Annotated in this window: 13 protein-coding genes; 10 read left to right on the forward strand and 3 right to left on the reverse strand. The window is 33.0% G+C overall.

The features are described from left to right. Position 1 precedes the first annotated feature (1 nt). Positions 2 to 382: a TraR/DksA family transcriptional regulator gene (locus ACSVH2_RS01445; protein ID WP_438091383.1), complete on the forward strand. Its 381-nt coding sequence runs from the start codon at positions 2 to 4 to the stop codon at positions 380 to 382. Between the two features lie 48 nt (positions 383 to 430). Here the strand turns inward: ACSVH2_RS01445 and ACSVH2_RS01450 are convergent, their stop codons facing one another. Further along, positions 431 to 1,675, reverse strand: a complete 1,245-nt coding sequence (locus tag ACSVH2_RS01450) for an LVIVD repeat-containing protein (protein WP_438091384.1) — start codon at positions 1,673 to 1,675, stop codon at positions 431 to 433. 185 nt (positions 1,676 to 1,860) lie between these two features. Between ACSVH2_RS01450 and ACSVH2_RS01455 the strand changes: the two genes are divergently transcribed. Further along, positions 1,861 to 2,475 (forward strand): lipoprotein signal peptidase, encoded by a 615-nt coding sequence (locus ACSVH2_RS01455; RefSeq protein ID WP_438091385.1) that lies wholly within the window; start codon positions 1,861 to 1,863, stop codon positions 2,473 to 2,475. On the opposite strand, the gene ACSVH2_RS01460 is transcribed toward ACSVH2_RS01455, so the two are convergent. Next, positions 2,447 to 3,025 carry a 5-formyltetrahydrofolate cyclo-ligase gene (locus ACSVH2_RS01460; RefSeq protein WP_438091386.1) on the reverse strand — a complete coding sequence of 193 codons (579 nt, stop codon included), beginning with the start codon at positions 3,023 to 3,025 and terminating at the stop codon, positions 2,447 to 2,449. The genes ACSVH2_RS01455 and ACSVH2_RS01460 overlap by 29 nt on opposite strands. Then, positions 3,018 to 4,256: an aminotransferase class I/II-fold pyridoxal phosphate-dependent enzyme gene (locus ACSVH2_RS01465; RefSeq protein WP_438091387.1), complete on the reverse strand. Its 1,239-nt coding sequence runs from the start codon at positions 4,254 to 4,256 to the stop codon at positions 3,018 to 3,020. Before ACSVH2_RS01465 ends, ACSVH2_RS01460 begins: the two co-directional genes overlap by 8 nt. A 105-nt stretch (positions 4,257 to 4,361) precedes the next feature. On the opposite strand from ACSVH2_RS01465, the gene uvrC reads away from it, so the two are divergent. From uvrC to ACSVH2_RS01505, 8 genes are all read left to right on the forward strand, one after another. Further along, positions 4,362 to 6,161 carry an excinuclease ABC subunit UvrC gene (gene uvrC / locus ACSVH2_RS01470; protein ID WP_438091388.1) on the forward strand — a complete coding sequence of 600 codons (1,800 nt, stop codon included), beginning with the start codon at positions 4,362 to 4,364 and terminating at the stop codon, positions 6,159 to 6,161. An 8-nt stretch (positions 6,162 to 6,169) separates the two neighbouring features. Continuing rightward, positions 6,170 to 8,383, forward strand: a complete 2,214-nt coding sequence (locus ACSVH2_RS01475) for a patatin-like phospholipase family protein (protein WP_438091389.1) — start codon at positions 6,170 to 6,172, stop codon at positions 8,381 to 8,383. Positions 8,384 to 8,472: 89 nt separating this feature from the next. Beyond that, complete coding sequence (locus ACSVH2_RS01480; RefSeq protein ID WP_438091390.1) at positions 8,473 to 10,110, forward strand: amino acid permease; 1,638 nt, start codon at positions 8,473 to 8,475, stop codon at positions 10,108 to 10,110. A 248-nt stretch (positions 10,111 to 10,358) separates the two neighbouring features. Then, positions 10,359 to 11,516: a homogentisate 1,2-dioxygenase gene (locus tag ACSVH2_RS01485; protein ID WP_438091391.1), complete on the forward strand. Its 1,158-nt coding sequence runs from the start codon at positions 10,359 to 10,361 to the stop codon at positions 11,514 to 11,516. Between the two features lie 85 nt (positions 11,517 to 11,601). Then, entirely contained in the window at positions 11,602 to 12,762 is a 1,161-nt protein-coding gene (gene hppD, locus ACSVH2_RS01490) for a 4-hydroxyphenylpyruvate dioxygenase (RefSeq protein ID WP_438091392.1), read from the forward strand. 322 nt (positions 12,763 to 13,084) lie between these two features. Then, positions 13,085 to 13,822 carry a DUF3108 domain-containing protein gene (locus tag ACSVH2_RS01495; RefSeq protein ID WP_438092246.1) on the forward strand — a complete coding sequence of 246 codons (738 nt, stop codon included), beginning with the start codon at positions 13,085 to 13,087 and terminating at the stop codon, positions 13,820 to 13,822. Between the two features lie 5 nt (positions 13,823 to 13,827). Further along, positions 13,828 to 14,763, forward strand: coding sequence for a tryptophan 2,3-dioxygenase family protein (locus ACSVH2_RS01500; protein WP_438091393.1), 936 nt, complete (start codon positions 13,828 to 13,830; stop codon positions 14,761 to 14,763). A gap of 9 nt (positions 14,764 to 14,772) precedes the next feature. After that, positions 14,773 to 16,011, forward strand: coding sequence for a peptidoglycan DD-metalloendopeptidase family protein (locus tag ACSVH2_RS01505; RefSeq protein WP_438091394.1), 1,239 nt, complete (start codon positions 14,773 to 14,775; stop codon positions 16,009 to 16,011). Positions 16,012 to 16,080 lie beyond the last annotated feature (69 nt).

The raw sequence follows: 16,080 nt of genomic DNA on the forward strand, positions 1-16,080 counted from the left end.
TATGGTAGAAGAAAAATTGAGATACTCAGATGCTGATTTAGCAGAGTTCAAAGAAATTATTGTAAACAAAATAGACAAAGCTAAGGCCGATTTAGAATTGATCAAAAGCGCCTATATGAATGACTTAAACAATGGGACTGATGACACATCACCTACGTTCAAAGCATTTGAAGAAGGAAGCGAAACGATGTCTAAAGAAGCAAACTCTCAATTGGCCATTCGTCAAGAGAAATTTATTCGCGATTTAAAAAATGCACTTTTCCGTGTGGAGAACAAAACTTATGGAGTTTGTAAAGTAACTGGAAAGTTAATTTCAAAAGAACGATTGAAAATTGTTCCTCATGCAACAATGAGTATCGAAGCAAAAAATTTGCAGAGATAATGTACATTCATAACAAAAAAATTCCCGATAACTCGGGAATTTTTTTTGTTATAAATTAATTTCACTCATAGGTATCAGAGTAAAATTAGGACCATAGGTGTATTGTGTTATTTTATTATTACCAACTACAATCAAATGGCTATCTAACGGAATAATATCTTTAACATTTACTGGATAGCTATTTTGAAGAGTAAGATTAGCGCTATTCGCAGCATTAAAAATTTTCAAGCCATTAGTTCCACAACCTACATATAATACGTTATTTTTAATTCCTAAACCATAAGGTTGATTGAGTAGATAGGTTGAAAGTAATGTGGGATTAGAAATATCTGTGACATCAATAACATTAATTTGATCCTCAATTGCACCACAAGTGGAACCACCTCTTACTGTTATATAAGCAGTATTTCCAAAGACAACTACAGGATCACAAGCTGTGGCATGAGCAAAACCAGAAACAAAATAAGGATTAAATTCATCCGTAGCATTTACAGTATACATTCCTGTGGTTGAACCAACAAATAAAATGTCTTTCTGTATAAATAAGGTTTCAAAAACACCACCACCAAACCATTGCGTCATGTAAACTTCTTTATCAAAAAAAGTAGTTACTGGATTTGCTATATTGAATACATTCAGTTTAAAGGCATCAATGGTGTAAAGCGCATTGTCATTAATTTGAAAACTAGCATAAGAACCTCCAGTTCCTATTGAATTACTGCTTGAACTTTCAAATCCTGCCAAAGCATCATTGGCCATAACTAATTCTTCTCCTTGTGGTCGCGCTCTATTTTCAACAGTAAAACCTGTGATTATTTCGCCTTCACTAGGCCAAACAATGTAATCATAATATTCTGCATCTTCAGGATAAGTTGGGCTAAAAGCAATAGCATTTTCGACCGTTCGTACCAACGTAATATTTTGGATATCTGAAATATCAAAAACCAATAAATCCACAAAATTATCTGCAAAAAGATAGTTCCCTTTTACCGAAATATCATGTACACCTTCTAAATTCATAAAAGCAATATTCACTGGTGCTGCTGGATTTAAATTATTAAAAATATGAACACCTTCCTCTTGGGCAATATAGAAAAGATAGTTTTCAGTAACATAAATTTTCCCATCAGAATGGGTTTGCCTAGCCGAGCCAACAGAAACGCTACTTCTAATATTTGCCAAAGATTTTATAGTAGGAACGGCAAATTTTGCTTGTTCAGAATTATCATCATTATCACATGATATTGCGAAAATAGAAAGAACAAAAACGGATAGTAAATAAATTTTTTTCATAAAAATGATTTAGTTAGTATTGTTTTCATGAGATTCAAAAAAACAAAATTGGTTGCTTCGGATAGTAAAATTAATAATTATTTTAGTTATGATTAGTAAAATGTGCTAAATGAGATTTTTAACTGAAAAATATTGTGTTTTATGAATAATAATATTACTATTTTTGCCGCATTAAAATTCTAAAAATGTCTTTACGAAATTCCGTTTTAATTATAACTATTATACTTTTAGTAGATCAATTTTCGAAAATTTACATCAAAACTAATTTTGTATTAGGAGAAACTGTTCATGTTTTTGAATGGTTCAAGATATATTTTATTGAAAACGAAGGAATGGCTTGGGGAACTAAAATTCCAGGTGAATATGGCAAATTATTTTTAACCACTTTTAGAATTTTAGCCGTTTTTGGAATTGGATATTGGTTGTATGATGCTAGTACAAAACACAGTTCTAATTATTTAATGGTTGCCATTTCTTTAATTTTTGCTGGCGCTTTAGGCAATATCATTGACTCTGTTTTTTATGGCGTTATCTTTGACGATAGCTATGGCCATTTATCAACCATGTTCTCTGAAAATCCATATGGATCTTGGTTTCATGGTAAAGTAGTAGATATGCTATATTTCCCTATTTGGGAAGGAACGCTTCCTAGTTGGTTGCCAATTTGGGGTGGACAACCTTTCAAGTTTTTTAATGCTATTTTCAATATTGCCGACATGGCTATTTCAACTGGTGTCGGAATTCTAATTGTATTTAACCATAAAGCTTTCGCTAAGAAAACATCTCTCGGAACGTATTAATTGTTGTTGGTGTAACACAATAATCCAAACGAATATCACTTTCGGAAACATCAACAATAGCATTTTCGGGTTCAAAGAAAGAAACTCCTATTTTAATTACATCTTCTCTACATTTCGAAAGGAAAATATCATAAAAACCCTTACCATAACCTACTCTATTCCCTTTTTTATCATAGGCCAACAGTGGTACAAAAACTACATCAATTTTTGATGTTGGCACTTCCAAACCATCAACAGGTTCAAAAATATTGTATTCGTTTTTTTGGAATTTGGTGTTGTCTGTCAACAAATAATGGGTCATTTCTAAAGTATCAAAATTACATTTAGAAACTACAATTTCTTTGTCTTTTCCAGCTAAAATTTGAAGAATAAATTCGGTATCAACTTCTTTTTGTTCTTCAATAGTTAGAAATAAATGAAAATAAGTTTTGTCCCAAATAGCTAATTGCAATATTCTATTGGCTATTGCCAAACTTTTATCTTCAATTTGTTCCTCTGTCAATGACTGACGAAGGTCTTTATACTTTTTTCGTAACTCTTTTTTAAGCATAAACGCTAGCTTTCAAATCTTCTATAAAAGTAGTTAAATGTTCTACTTCTACATGATCCATTATCACAATTTTATACCATTTATTCTCTGCACTATGTTGTTGAGGAATTAAATCATATTTCACAGCTATCTTTTCTGGAATAAATACTGCTTTAATAGTTACAATATTCATATACGGTTCGCGAAAATACTCGATTTTTAACTTGTCCAATTCTTTACATAAAAATTCAGTGCGCATTTGCAAAATACTCACTTTTTCAAACCAACCATTTGGTCCATAGGTAAATAAAATCATCCAAACCGCCACAGCATTGGCTCCACTTCTACTGCCACAAAGCGTTAAATCCATTCCTTCCACATATTCTGCTTCTTTGGTCAACACACTTTCTATGTATCCTTTTCGGCAAATGAAAACTCCAGTTCCATATGGCGCTTGAAGCATTTTGTGGGCATCAATAGTAATGGAACTAATTTTTGGATTACTAAAATTGATTTTGGATTGTTGGTTACTGAATGGATATACAAATCCGCCATAAGCACCATCGATATGAAGTTTATATACCAAATTATATTTTTCCAATACTTCTATATAATCTTCTGGATTATCAACAGATCCAAACATTGTTGTAGCCAAATTTGAAACCACAATAAAATATTTTTTCCCAGCTTGTTGCGCCTTTTGAACAATCGTTTCCAATTGATTTTTATCTATAATTCTGCTCTTAAATGCTACTGGAATTTTTAACCAATCGAGTTGCATTAAGTTAGCCGCTTTTGGGATAGAATAATGAGTGTCTTCCGAGGCTAAAATGGCAATTTCAGTACTTTGAGCATCAAAATTATTAATGAAATAATTACGAAACATCCAAATGGCCTGAATGTTTGCTTCTGTTCCGCCAGGAGAAATATACCCATCAAACGAATTGGGTTCGGCCTTGAAAACGTCTACCGCCAAAACGTTCAACACTTCTCGTTCAATTTCATGCGTACCATCAAAAGCTTTTTCAGAAGAACCATATGTATGACATCCTATATTATTAGGGTTAGCAACATAAGTTTGTAATATAGGTGCATCTTTCAAAAAAGGCGCATCATCATTGAAAACTTTACTATCAAGTTTTGAGGCAGGATAGCCTAACGAAATGTCTTTTGAAAAATTTACATTATCGTGTAATGCTTTTTCTATTCGTTCTTTACGTTCATCTTGAGAGAGTTTTTTCCAGTACTTCATGCTTCAATTTTTGTCAAAACTAAAACATTTATTAATTTGAAAACATGATAAATGTTAGCCTTTTCAACCCTTGTATTTCTATAGATTTCAATTAACTTTGTTTTCATGAACAATCCGTCTCTTGAACTTCAAATACAATCTTTACCCAGCAATCCGGGTGTCTATCAATATTATGATAAAGAAGGGAAAATTTTATACGTAGGCAAAGCCAAGAATCTAAAAAAAAGGGTTTCTTCCTATTTTAATAAATTACACGATAACGCCAAAACAAACGTATTGGTCAAAAAAATTGTTACCATACAACACATAGTAGTTTCATCAGAAGCCGATGCTTTATTGCTCGAGAACAACCTCATCAAAAAATTGCAACCGCGCTATAATGTAATGCTGAAAGATGACAAAACCTACCCATGGATTTGCATCAAAAAAGAACCCTTTTCACGCATTTTTCCAACGCGAAGAATGATCAAAGACGGCTCGGAATATTTTGGACCCTATACCAATTTCAAAACAGTAAATACCATTTTGGATTTAATCGCAGCATTATATCCATTGCGCACTTGCAACTATGATTTAAGCGAGAGCAATATTAAAACAGGTAAATACAAAGTATGTTTAGAATACCATATCGGCAATTGCAAAGGTCCGTGTGAAGGTTATGAATCTTTAGAAAATTATCAAAAACAAGTCGATGCTATTCGTGAAATTCTGAAAGGCAATTTCAAAGACAGTTTGCGCGATTTCAAAAAAATGATGCAGGATTTGGCTGCCGAAATGCATTTTGAAGCTGCCCAAAAAATAAAAGAAAAAATAGAAGTCTTAGAGAATTATCAATCGCGCTCCACGATTTTAAATCCAAAAATATCCAATGTTGATGTCTTTTCAATCATTTCCGATGAAACGATGGCATATGTCAATTTTTTGCAAATCTCACATGGTGCTATTATTCGTTCTTATACTTTGGAACTGAAAAAAAAATTGGATGAAACCGATTCAGCCTTGCTAGAATTGGCCGTTGTGGAATTAAGAGAGCGTTTCCATTTAACTTCAAAAGAAATAATTTTACCTTTCGATTTGGATTTTGGCGATAAAATAAAAGTCACTGTGCCACAACTCGGCGACAAAAAACAAATCTTAGAACTATCGCAACGCAATGCCAAATACCAGCGTTTGGAACAATTGAAACAAATCCAAATTGTTGATCCAGAACGCCACACAAACCGAATTATGGCACAAATGCAGAAAGATTTACGACTTTCAGTTGAGCCACGACATATAGAATGTTTTGATAATTCAAACATTCAAGGAACGAATCCCGTTTCGGCTTGTGTAGTGTTTAGAGATGGCAAACCAAGCAAAAAGGATTACCGTCATTTCAATATTAAAACCGTGGAAGGACCAAATGATTTCGCTTCTATGGAAGAAGTAGTGTACCGAAGATACAAACGCATGCTCGACGAAAATCAATCCTTGCCTCAGCTCATCATTATTGATGGCGGAAAAGGACAATTATCTTCGGCTTTAAAAAGTTTAGACGATTTAGGGTTGCGAGGAAAAATTGCCATTATTGGTATTGCCAAAAGACTAGAAGAGCTATTTTATCCGGGCGATTCCGTGCCCTTGTATTTGGACAAAAAGAGCGAAACACTCAAAATTATTCAGCATCTTCGAAATGAAGCGCACCGTTTTGGTATTACACATCATCGCGATAAAAGAAGCAAATCGGCATTACAAACCAGCATTGAAACCATTCCTGGCATAGGCGAAAAAACAATGTTAACGCTTATTAAACATTTTAAAAGTGTTAAAAGAATTGCAAATGCCACTGAAAATGAAATATCTGAGGTTGTAGGTGCATCAAAAGCCAAAAAAATTTCCGAATTTTACGCAATAAGTAAATCGTAACACCTTTTATGAAAAAAACATTACTTGTTTTTATTAGTCTTCTTTTTCTTCAGGTTGCGACTGCACAGGACACTATTAAAAAAACCAGACCAAAAATTGGATTAGTATTGAGTGGTGGCGGTGCAAAAGGATTTGCGCATATTGGTGTTTTAAAAGTTCTTGAAGAAGCTGGCGTAAAAATAGATTTTATTGGCGGAACCAGTATGGGCGCAGTTGTTGGTGGTTTATATGCTTCTGGTTATAGCGCTACACAAATAGATTCTATATTTTACAATACTGATTTTGACGAGTTATTACAAGATTATATTCCTCGTTCTTCCAAAAGTTTTTATGAAAAAAAGAATAATGAAATGTACGCCGTTTCGTTGCCGTTCCATAAATTCAAAATTGGCATTCCTATAGCACTTTCCAAAGGAATGTATAATTATAGTTTGCTGTCAAAACTCACACACAAGGTAAGACATGTTCGAGATTTCAACAAACTTCCTATTCCGTTTGTCTGTATTGCTACCGATATAGAAAAAGGAGAAGAGGTTATTCTGAATAGTGGCTATTTAGCACAAGCCATGCTAGCCAGTTCTGCCTTTCCATCTTTATTTTCCCCTGTTGAAATTGATGGCAAACTATTGGTAGATGGTGGTGTTATCAATAATTATCCGGTTGAAGAATTACGAAAAATGGGTGCTGATATTATTATTGGCGTGGATGTTCAAGATAATTTAAAAGATAGAACTGCGCTTAAAGACGCTACTCGGATTTTGGTTCAAATTACCAATTTGGACATGATTAAAAAAATGGAAGAGAAAATCAAAATTACCGACATTTATATCAAACCGGATGTAGCGGATTTTGGTGTAATATCCTTTAATCAAGGAAGAGAGATTATAAAAAAAGGGGAAGAAGGTGCAAGATTAAATTTTGAAAAACTAAAAAAATTAGGAGACGCTATAAAAGATTACCAACCTAATAATCTAAAAGTTCAAAAAGACACCTTGTTAATAAAAAGCATAAGTTTAAACCGATTAGACAATTATACCAGAGCTTATGTGATGGGTAAATTGGGGATTAAAAGCAGCAAAAAAATAAGTTACGACGATTTAAAAACTGGGATAAATAACATCAACGCAACCCAAAATTTCAGCAGAATAAATTATACACTTGAGAGTTATCAAGGTGGCGATGAATTAAAATTAAACTTAGGTGAAAATTCCATTAAAACGTATTTAAAATTTGGATTGCATTATGATGGACTTTATAAAAGTGCACTATTAGTAAACCTGACAAGAAAAAATTCGCTTTTCAAAAATGATGTGATTTCTTTAGATGTTGGACTTGGTGATAACATTAGATATAATTTTGACTACTATATTGACAACGGGTTTTATTGGAGTTTCGGTTTAAAATCAAGATACAATCAATTTAACAAAAATGTCTCAACTGATTTTAATAACGGTGAAATTTTGGACCAACTTGGTTTAAACACCTTAAACATTAATTACGCCGACTTTACCAATCAAGCCTATTTACAAACTGTTTTTATTCAAAAATTTTTAATTGGAGCAGGATTGGAATTAAAAAATCTGAAAATTAATTCTGAAAATCTTGGGGAGGTAAATCCCACATTTGAAAATAGCACCTATACCAGCATTTTTGGATATTTAAAATACGACTCTTATGACAATAAATTATTTCCAAAAAAAGGGTGGTTTTTCACCGGTGACTTTCAATCGTTTTTGTATTCAACAGATTATACAAATGAGTTTAATCGTTTTTCAATTGCAAAAGGGGAAATTGCATTTGTAAAAACCTTTTTTAATAAAGTTACCTTAAAAATTGATGAAGAAGCTGGATTTGCCATTGGAAAAGACAGTGTTCACTTTTTTGATTTTGTTCTTGGTGGTTATGGTTATAATACTATTAATAATTTCAAATATTTTTACGGTTATGATTTTCTAAGTATCTCTGCAGATAGTTACATTAAATCATGCTTTACATTGGATTATGAATTTTATAAAAAGAACCACATCAATTTTGCCGCTAATTACGCCAATGTTGAAGATGATTTATTTGTAAGCGGAAATTGGCTTTCTCAACCAAAATACACTGGTTACGCCATTGGCTATGCTTTAGAGTCAATAATTGGCCCTATTGAGGTAAAATATACTTGGTCGCCTGAACTTAGTAAAGGTTTTACTTTTATTAGTGTTGGATTTTTATTTTAACTTATATATTGAAATGCAAATACTATATATTTGTGCTTCGTGAAACATAAAAAACTATATTTGAAAACTATTAATTAAACTTATCATTTATGTCTATTTGGAAAAGAAAACCGCTAACTCAACTTTTAAATGAAGCATCTGAATCTGAAAAAGGGCTAAAAAAAACACTAACAGCGCCTGGATTAGTAGCCTTGGGAATTGGAGCCATTATTGGTGCAGGATTATTTTCAATAACAGGCTTGGCGGCATCAATGAATGCTGGTCCAGCAATTACAATTTCTTTTTTGGTTGCTGCATTCGGTTGTATTTTTGCCGGATTATGCTATGCTGAATTTTCATCGATGATTCCAGTGGCAGGAAGTGCATATACCTATTCCTTTGCCACGATGGGTGAATTTATTGCTTGGATTATTGGTTGGGATTTGGTGTTAGAATATGCAGTTGGAGCAGCAACAGTTTCCATTAGTTGGTCGAGATATTTAGGGAAGTTTTTAGGTGGTTATGGAATTCATATTGATGATGCTTACATGCTTTCTCCTTTTGAAGGAGGTATAATCAATATGCCAGCCGTATTTATTGTAATGGTAATGTCATTGATATTGATTCGTGGAACTAGAGAATCTGCCTTTATAAATGCAATAATTGTTTTATTAAAAGTTACCGTAGTTCTTGTTTTCATTGCTGTTGGATGGCAATACATCAGACCCGAAAATTACACTCCATACATTCCAGAAAACACAGGTACTTTTGGGGAATTTGGATTCTCAGGAATCATTAGAGCTGCGGCAATAGTGTTTTTCGCTTACATAGGTTTTGATGCTGTGTCAACGGCAGCACAAGAAGCAAAAAATCCAAAAAGAGATATGCCAATAGGAATACTTTTATCATTAGCTATTTGTACTATTCTTTATATTCTATTTGCACACGTTATGACAGGTGTTGTGAATTATCAAGCATTTGCAGGGAAAGATGGTATTGCACCAGTTGCAATTGCTGTGGAAGCAATGGGAACTGCTGGTCCAGACGGAATGATTACGCCAGCATATCCTTGGCTAAATACCGCCATATTACTAGCAATATTAGGTGGTTATGCTTCGGTAATTTTAGTGATGTTGATGGGACAAAGCAGAGTGTTTTTCTCTATGAGTAAAGACGGATTAATGCCAAAAGTATTTTCTGAAGTTCATAAAAAATTCAGAACACCAGCAAAAAATAATTTACTATTTATGATTATAGTAAGTCTATTCGCTGCGTTTGTTCCTGCAAGAGTAGTTGGTGAAATGACTAGTATTGGAACTTTGTTTGCATTTATCTTAGTTTGTATTGGAGTATTAATAATGAGAAAGAAAATGCCCGAAGCGCCTAGAGCATTCAGGACTCCATTTGTTCCTTTCGTGCCTATTGCAGGTGTTTTGGTTTGTTTATTTATGATGGTGTTTTTACCATTAGACACTTGGATTCGTCTAATTGTGTGGATGATGATTGGTTTTGATTTGTATTTGTTTTATGGAATGAAAAATAGTGTATTAAACAAAGGAAATTTCAGTTTAAAAAGTTACAAAACTGTTGCTGGTTCTGGACAAGGAATGGTCATAGCGTTAATTGTAATTGCCTTCGTTCACCATGCAGATCCAAATATTGAAGATTCATTCTTGTTCTATTTTTCTTTAATGTTTGCAGCATTACACGCATTGATTTATGCCTACAGCTTCAAAAAAGCGAGATAGAAAACAATAATAAAATACAAAAAAGGCATTAAAGAATTGCAAAATCAATTTTTTAATGCCTTTTTGTTTATTAAAAATTTAATAATAATCATTTACAGAATTTATATTTTACCGATATTTGTTAGGTGAAAAAATGGGATGACTTATTAATTCATTTAAAATTCCTCATCAAGAGAAATCCTGAGTGAAGGTATTTTTGTTTGTTGAAATTAAAAATCTTAATTCAAAAATCTTAATTCAAAAATTTTATGCCTTTTTATCATAAACTTGGAAATATTCCCCCAAAACGTCATACACAATTCCGAAAACCAAACGGAGATTTGTACTATGAACAACTTTTTGGTACAGTTGGTTTTGACGGAATGTCAACTAATTCGTATCACGAACACCGTCCAACGCAAGTAAAAGAAATACGTTCTCAATATAGCGTAGCACCAAAAATTGCTAAAACAAATAACATTCAATCATATAAATTAAAAGGATTTGATGTAGCACCACAAGACGATTTCTTAGAAAGTAGAAAAATAGTTTTAACCAATTCCGATTTACATATCGTACTTGCAGCACCAAGAAAATCTACCACAGATTATTTTTATAAAAATACCGACTCTGATGAAATGATATTCATTCATAAAGGTTCGGGTAAATTAAGAACAATCTATGGCAATCTTGATTTCAAATATGGTGATTATCTCATTATTCCTCGTGGAATTATATACAAAATTGATTTTGATACTGAGGACAATCGTTTGTTCATAGTAGAATCACATGCGCCAATTTATACTCCAAAACAATATCGCAATTGGTTCGGGCAATTACTAGAGCATTCCCCATTTTGTGAAAGAGATATACGTCGTCCTTATGAATTAGAAACTAACAATGAAAAAGGAGAATTCATTATCAAATTAAAAAAGAAAGACGAAATTTTCGAAATGGTTTATGCCACTCACCCTTTTGATGTGATTGGTTATGATGGTTACAACTATCCTTATGCCTTTTCTATCCATGATTTTGAACCGTTAACAGGTAGAATTCACTTACCGCCTCCAGTTCACCAAACATTTGAAACAACTGCTTTTGTAGTTTGTTCTTTTGTACCACGTCTTTATGATTACCATCCATTAGCAATACCAGCGCCTTATAATCATAGTAATATTGATGCTGATGAAGTGTTGTATTATGTTGATGGTGATTTTATGAGCCGAAATGATGTAGCGCCAGGAAATATTTCATTGCATCCAGCAGGAATTCCTCATGGTCCACATCCAGGTGCGGCAGAGAGAAGTATTGGTAAAAAAGAAACATTAGAATTGGCAGTAATGGTAGATACTTTCAAACCTCTTATGGTTACAGAAGACGCTATGAAAATAGCTGACGACAAATATTTCCAATCTTGGTTGGAGTAAAAATTAAAATTAATAAAATCATTAAAAGTTATTTTTGAAAAAGCTTTGTCTTAATTCTTAATACTTTTATTTTAATACTAAAAAAATGAGTAAAGAAGTAAAATCCGTTGAATACGGACTAGAAAAAATATTTAGTGGCGCACAAGATTTCTTGCCACTTTTAGGAACAGATTATGTAGAATTTTATGTTGGAAATGCAAAACAATCAGCCCATTTTTACAAAACCGCATTTGGTTTTCAATCCCATGCCTATAGAGGTTTAGAAACTGGCTCAAGAGATTCTGTGAGTTATGTTTTAAAACAAGACAAAATCCGTTTAGTGCTTACAACTCCTTTAAATAGTAGTTCGCCTATCAATGAACATTTAAAAAAACATGGTGATGGTGTAAAAGTGATTGCTCTTTGGGTAGAAGATGCAACTTCCGCATTTGAAGAAACCACAAAACGTGGTGCAAAACCTTTTATGGAACCAACAGTTGAAAAAGACGAACACGGTGAAGTAGTTCGTTCTGGAATATATACTTATGGTGAAACCGTGCACATATTTGTAGAACGAAAAAATTATAACGGCATCTTTTTACCAGGATTTGTGGAATGGAAATCGGAATATAACCCAGAACCGCTTGGACTAAAATATGTAGATCATATGGTAGGAAATGTAGGTTGGGGCGAAATGAACCAATGGGTAAAATGGTATGAAGATGTTATGGGATTTGAAAACTTTTTGTCTTTTGATGACACTCAAATTCATACTGAATATTCAGCATTGATGAGTAAAGTAATGAGTAATGGAAACGGAAGAATTAAATTCCCGATAAACGAACCTGCCAAAGGAAATAAAAAGTCACAAATTGAAGAATACCTTGATTTTTATGAAGGTTCAGGTGTACAACATTTAGCGGTTGCAACAGATGATATTATCAAAACTGTTTCTGGATTGAAAGCTCGTGGTGTAGAGTTTCTTCCACCACCACCACAAGCCTATTATGATGAAATCCCAGCGCGTTTAGGAGTACATAAAGACATGATGAAAGAAGACATCAAAGAATTGCAAAGACTTTCCATTTTAGTTGATGCAGATGAAGATGGGTATTTACTACAAATTTTTACAAAACCTGTGGAAGACAGACCAACCTTGTTTTTTGAAATCATTCAAAGAATGGGTGCAAAAGGATTTGGCGCAGGGAATTTTAAAGCCTTATTTGAGTCTATTGAACGTGAACAAGCTTTGAGAGGAACTTTGTAAATTTTATTATTTGTTGCTAATAATTTAAAAAAAGACCACTAAAAGACCTTATGTTTATTAAATTTGTGTTAAAGTCGATTTTTTGCTTGTAATAATGCAACAGCATGAATTATATTTGTCCTCTCAAAAACGAGGAGTGGTTTCCTCAACTTTTTGGATAAATTTTCATAATTTATAGTTTTTTGGTTGGTTAATAGCATAAAAACTCGGTCTTTAATTTGACTGAGTTTTTTTGTTTTAATACATTTGGAACGAATATTGCACATGCTCATAAAAAACAAATAATACTGTGAAAAAATATTTCTTCCTCCTATTGCTTTTTATGACGGTGAGTTTTGATTATCAAAAACCAGAAGCCTATGACTCTGGTGAATGGTTTAAATTCAGAATTCATTATGGTTTTATAAATGCGGGCTATGCAACACTCGAAATTCAAGATGCCGTAAAAAATAATAAAAAAGTATATCACGCTATTGGAAAAGGATACACTGTGGGAATGTCCCGTTTCTTTTTTAAAGTAGATGATAATTATGAAAGTTATTTTGACAAAGTAACAAACAAGCCTTATCAATTTGTTAGAAAAATTGACGAAGGTGGTTATACAAAAGACCAAGAAGGATTTTTTAATCAAGCTACGAATAAAGTCTTGGTGAAAAATTATAAAAGCAAAACCGAAAACACTTTTTCTGTTACAGAAAATGTTCAGGATATCATTTCAGCTTTTTACTACTTGAGAAATCATCCCAATATTGATAAATTAAACGTTGGAGAGTCAATAGTAGTTGATATGTTTTTTGATGATGAAGTTTTTAAGTTTAAGTTAAAATTTATAGGTAGAGAGAATATAAAAACTAAATTTGGTACTGCTCCAACCATGATTTTTAGACCGCTTGTTCAATCTGGTAGAGTTTTTAAAGAACAGGAAAGTCTAATGGTATGGATTTCAGATGATGAAAATAAAATTCCGCTTCGAATAAAAGCTGACTTAGTGGTCGGTTCTATAAAAGCTGACTTAGAAAATTTCAAAGGATTAAAAAATCCATTTATGGTTAAAAAATAATAATAATGAACGTCAACACAACAAACTACAACACAACACTAGATGCTTTAGAACAAAAATTTGAAGCTATCAATCAAAAAACAGAAACCCATCTTGAAGGATTGCTTTGGTCAAAACCAATTACATACTGGGATTATATACAAACAGATGCTTTACTGAATCTTCAAACACAAAGAACCGTTCTGCCAGACGAAATGGTTTTTATTATGTACCATCAAGTCAATGAATTATTGTTTAAAATGATACTTTGGGAAATTGACCAATTGTGTCATACAGAAAATCCAAAAACTGATTTCTTTACTGAAAAATTGAGAAGAATTAGTCGTTATTTTGATATGTTGACTACTTCATTTGACATCATGGGCGACGGAATGGAAGTAGCGCAGTACATGAAGTTTAGAAATACTTTGACGCCAGCAAGTGGATTTCAAAGTGCACAATACAGACTTATTGAATTTTCATCTACCGATTTAATCAACCTTATCGATTATCGATTTAGAGCATCAATCGACAGAAACACTCCTTATTCTCATGCTTTTGAACATTTATATTGGCAAGCTGCGGGAAAAGATTATAATACTGGAGAAAAAAGCGCGCTTTTAATAAATTTTGAAAAAAAGTATAAAGAAGAATTTCTCCGTTACATGGAGGAATATAACACCATAAACATTTGGCAAAAATTCAAGCAATTACCTCTTGAAGATCAAAAAAATGAAGCTTTAGTCAATGCTATGCGTCATTATGATTACACTGTAAATATTACTTGGGTAATGGGACATTTAAATGCTGCCAAAAAATACATTGAAAGCGGACAAGGTTCTGGTGAAGCAACTGGCGGAAGCGATTGGAAAAAATACATGCATCCAAAATACCAAAGAAGGATATTTTTCCCAGATTTGTGGAGTGAAGAAGAGTTAAAAAATTGGGGAGAAGGATTATAGCGTTGAACAATGTCAAAAATCCGCCAAAAAATTTCCTTATTTTTTCTTCTTACTTTCGTCTTATTCTCTTGTAATAAAACCGAAGAAATAGAAATAATAGTTCCAAAACCGAAACCAAAATTGGTGGAATTTGGATTCAATCTACATGATTTTAATGTGGTCAATGATACCATAAAATCTGGAGATACTTTTGGTAGTTTGATAGAAAAGCAAAATCTAAACGGAAAGGAAGTTTACGACATTGTTGCCAAAGTAAAAGACACTTTTGATGTAAGAACCATTCGCAAAGGGAAACCCTATACCATTCTTCGTAGCAAAGACAAAACCAACAAAATTCAAGTTTTTGTATATCAACCTGATAAACTAAATTATTACGTCATTGATTTTAGAGACTCAATTGTAGCCAATAAAAAAACACGCCCTTTAAAATATAAAACACGAACCATTGCTGGCGCTTTGAATGGTTCACTTTCCGAAACATTGGCGAACGAGAAAGTCGATCCAGCTTTAGCTTCAAAAATCGCGAAAATATATGCTTGGTCTATTGACTTTTTTAAACTACAAAAAGGAGATAAGTTTGGATTAACCTTTACCGAACGCTACATCAATGATACTATTTACGATGGCGTTGATAGTTTGAAAGCCGCTTTTTTTGAATATAAAGGGAAAAATATTTACGCTTTCCCTTTCACTCCAGACGGAAGTTCTGGCAAACAGCAATACTATGACGAAGAAGGAAAAACGCTTAAAAACTTTTTCCTAAAAGCTCCTTTGAAATTTATAAACATCACTTCGCGATATACCAAAAACCGATTTCACCCAGTACAAAAAAGATGGAAAGCGCATAATGGTACCGATTATGCAGCGCCAACAGGAACGCCCATTATGACTACTGCTGCAGGCGTTGTGGAACAAGCAGGTTATACCACAGGAAATGGAAATTTTGTAAAAGTAAAACACGACAGAATGTATGCAACGCAATACCTTCACATGTCCAAAATATTAGTTCGCCGTGGACAAAGAGTGACACAAGGACAAGTTATCGGCAAAGTAGGAAGTACAGGTTTGGCAACTGGTCCACACGTTTGTTATCGTTTTTGGAAAAATGGTGTACAAGTAGATGCGTTACGTTTAAAATTACCAACATCAACTCCTATGGATTCCAAATACAAGCAAAAATTCCTAGCAGAAATTACCCCACTTAAAAAAGTATTAGACAGCACGGCTTCCTTGAAGTTCAAAAACTAACTTTTAAAAAAATATTTTCTCACTACAACGTTAGCGTAAATTATTCTTTTACTTTTTCCCATCAATAGT

This window comes from Flavobacterium sp. RSB2_4_14 (assembly GCF_051547085.1).
Classification (GTDB): domain Bacteria; phylum Bacteroidota; class Bacteroidia; order Flavobacteriales; family Flavobacteriaceae; genus Flavobacterium.

Excerpts from the sequence above, each read along its gene's own strand:
- ACSVH2_RS01485 (WP_438091391.1), top strand. The coding sequence starts at position 10,359 with ATGCCTTTTTATCATAAACTTGGAAATATTCCCCCAAAACGTCATACA.
- hppD (WP_438091392.1), top strand. The coding sequence starts at position 11,602 with ATGAGTAAAGAAGTAAAATCCGTTGAATACGGACTAGAAAAAATATTT.
- ACSVH2_RS01445 (WP_438091383.1), top strand. The coding sequence starts at position 2 with ATGGTAGAAGAAAAATTGAGATACTCAGATGCTGATTTAGCAGAGTTC.
- ACSVH2_RS01465 (WP_438091387.1), bottom strand. The coding sequence starts at position 4,256 with ATGAAGTACTGGAAAAAACTCTCTCAAGATGAACGTAAAGAACGAATA.
- ACSVH2_RS01500 (WP_438091393.1), top strand. The coding sequence starts at position 13,828 with ATGAACGTCAACACAACAAACTACAACACAACACTAGATGCTTTAGAA.
- ACSVH2_RS01480 (WP_438091390.1), top strand. The coding sequence starts at position 8,473 with ATGTCTATTTGGAAAAGAAAACCGCTAACTCAACTTTTAAATGAAGCA.
- ACSVH2_RS01455 (WP_438091385.1), top strand. The coding sequence starts at position 1,861 with ATGTCTTTACGAAATTCCGTTTTAATTATAACTATTATACTTTTAGTA.
- ACSVH2_RS01450 (WP_438091384.1), bottom strand. The coding sequence starts at position 1,675 with ATGAAAAAAATTTATTTACTATCCGTTTTTGTTCTTTCTATTTTCGCA.
- ACSVH2_RS01475 (WP_438091389.1), top strand. The coding sequence starts at position 6,170 with ATGAAAAAAACATTACTTGTTTTTATTAGTCTTCTTTTTCTTCAGGTT.
- ACSVH2_RS01505 (WP_438091394.1), top strand. The coding sequence starts at position 14,773 with ATGTCAAAAATCCGCCAAAAAATTTCCTTATTTTTTCTTCTTACTTTC.
- uvrC (WP_438091388.1), top strand. The coding sequence starts at position 4,362 with ATGAACAATCCGTCTCTTGAACTTCAAATACAATCTTTACCCAGCAAT.
- ACSVH2_RS01495 (WP_438092246.1), top strand. The coding sequence starts at position 13,085 with ATGACGGTGAGTTTTGATTATCAAAAACCAGAAGCCTATGACTCTGGT.
- ACSVH2_RS01460 (WP_438091386.1), bottom strand. The coding sequence starts at position 3,025 with ATGCTTAAAAAAGAGTTACGAAAAAAGTATAAAGACCTTCGTCAGTCA.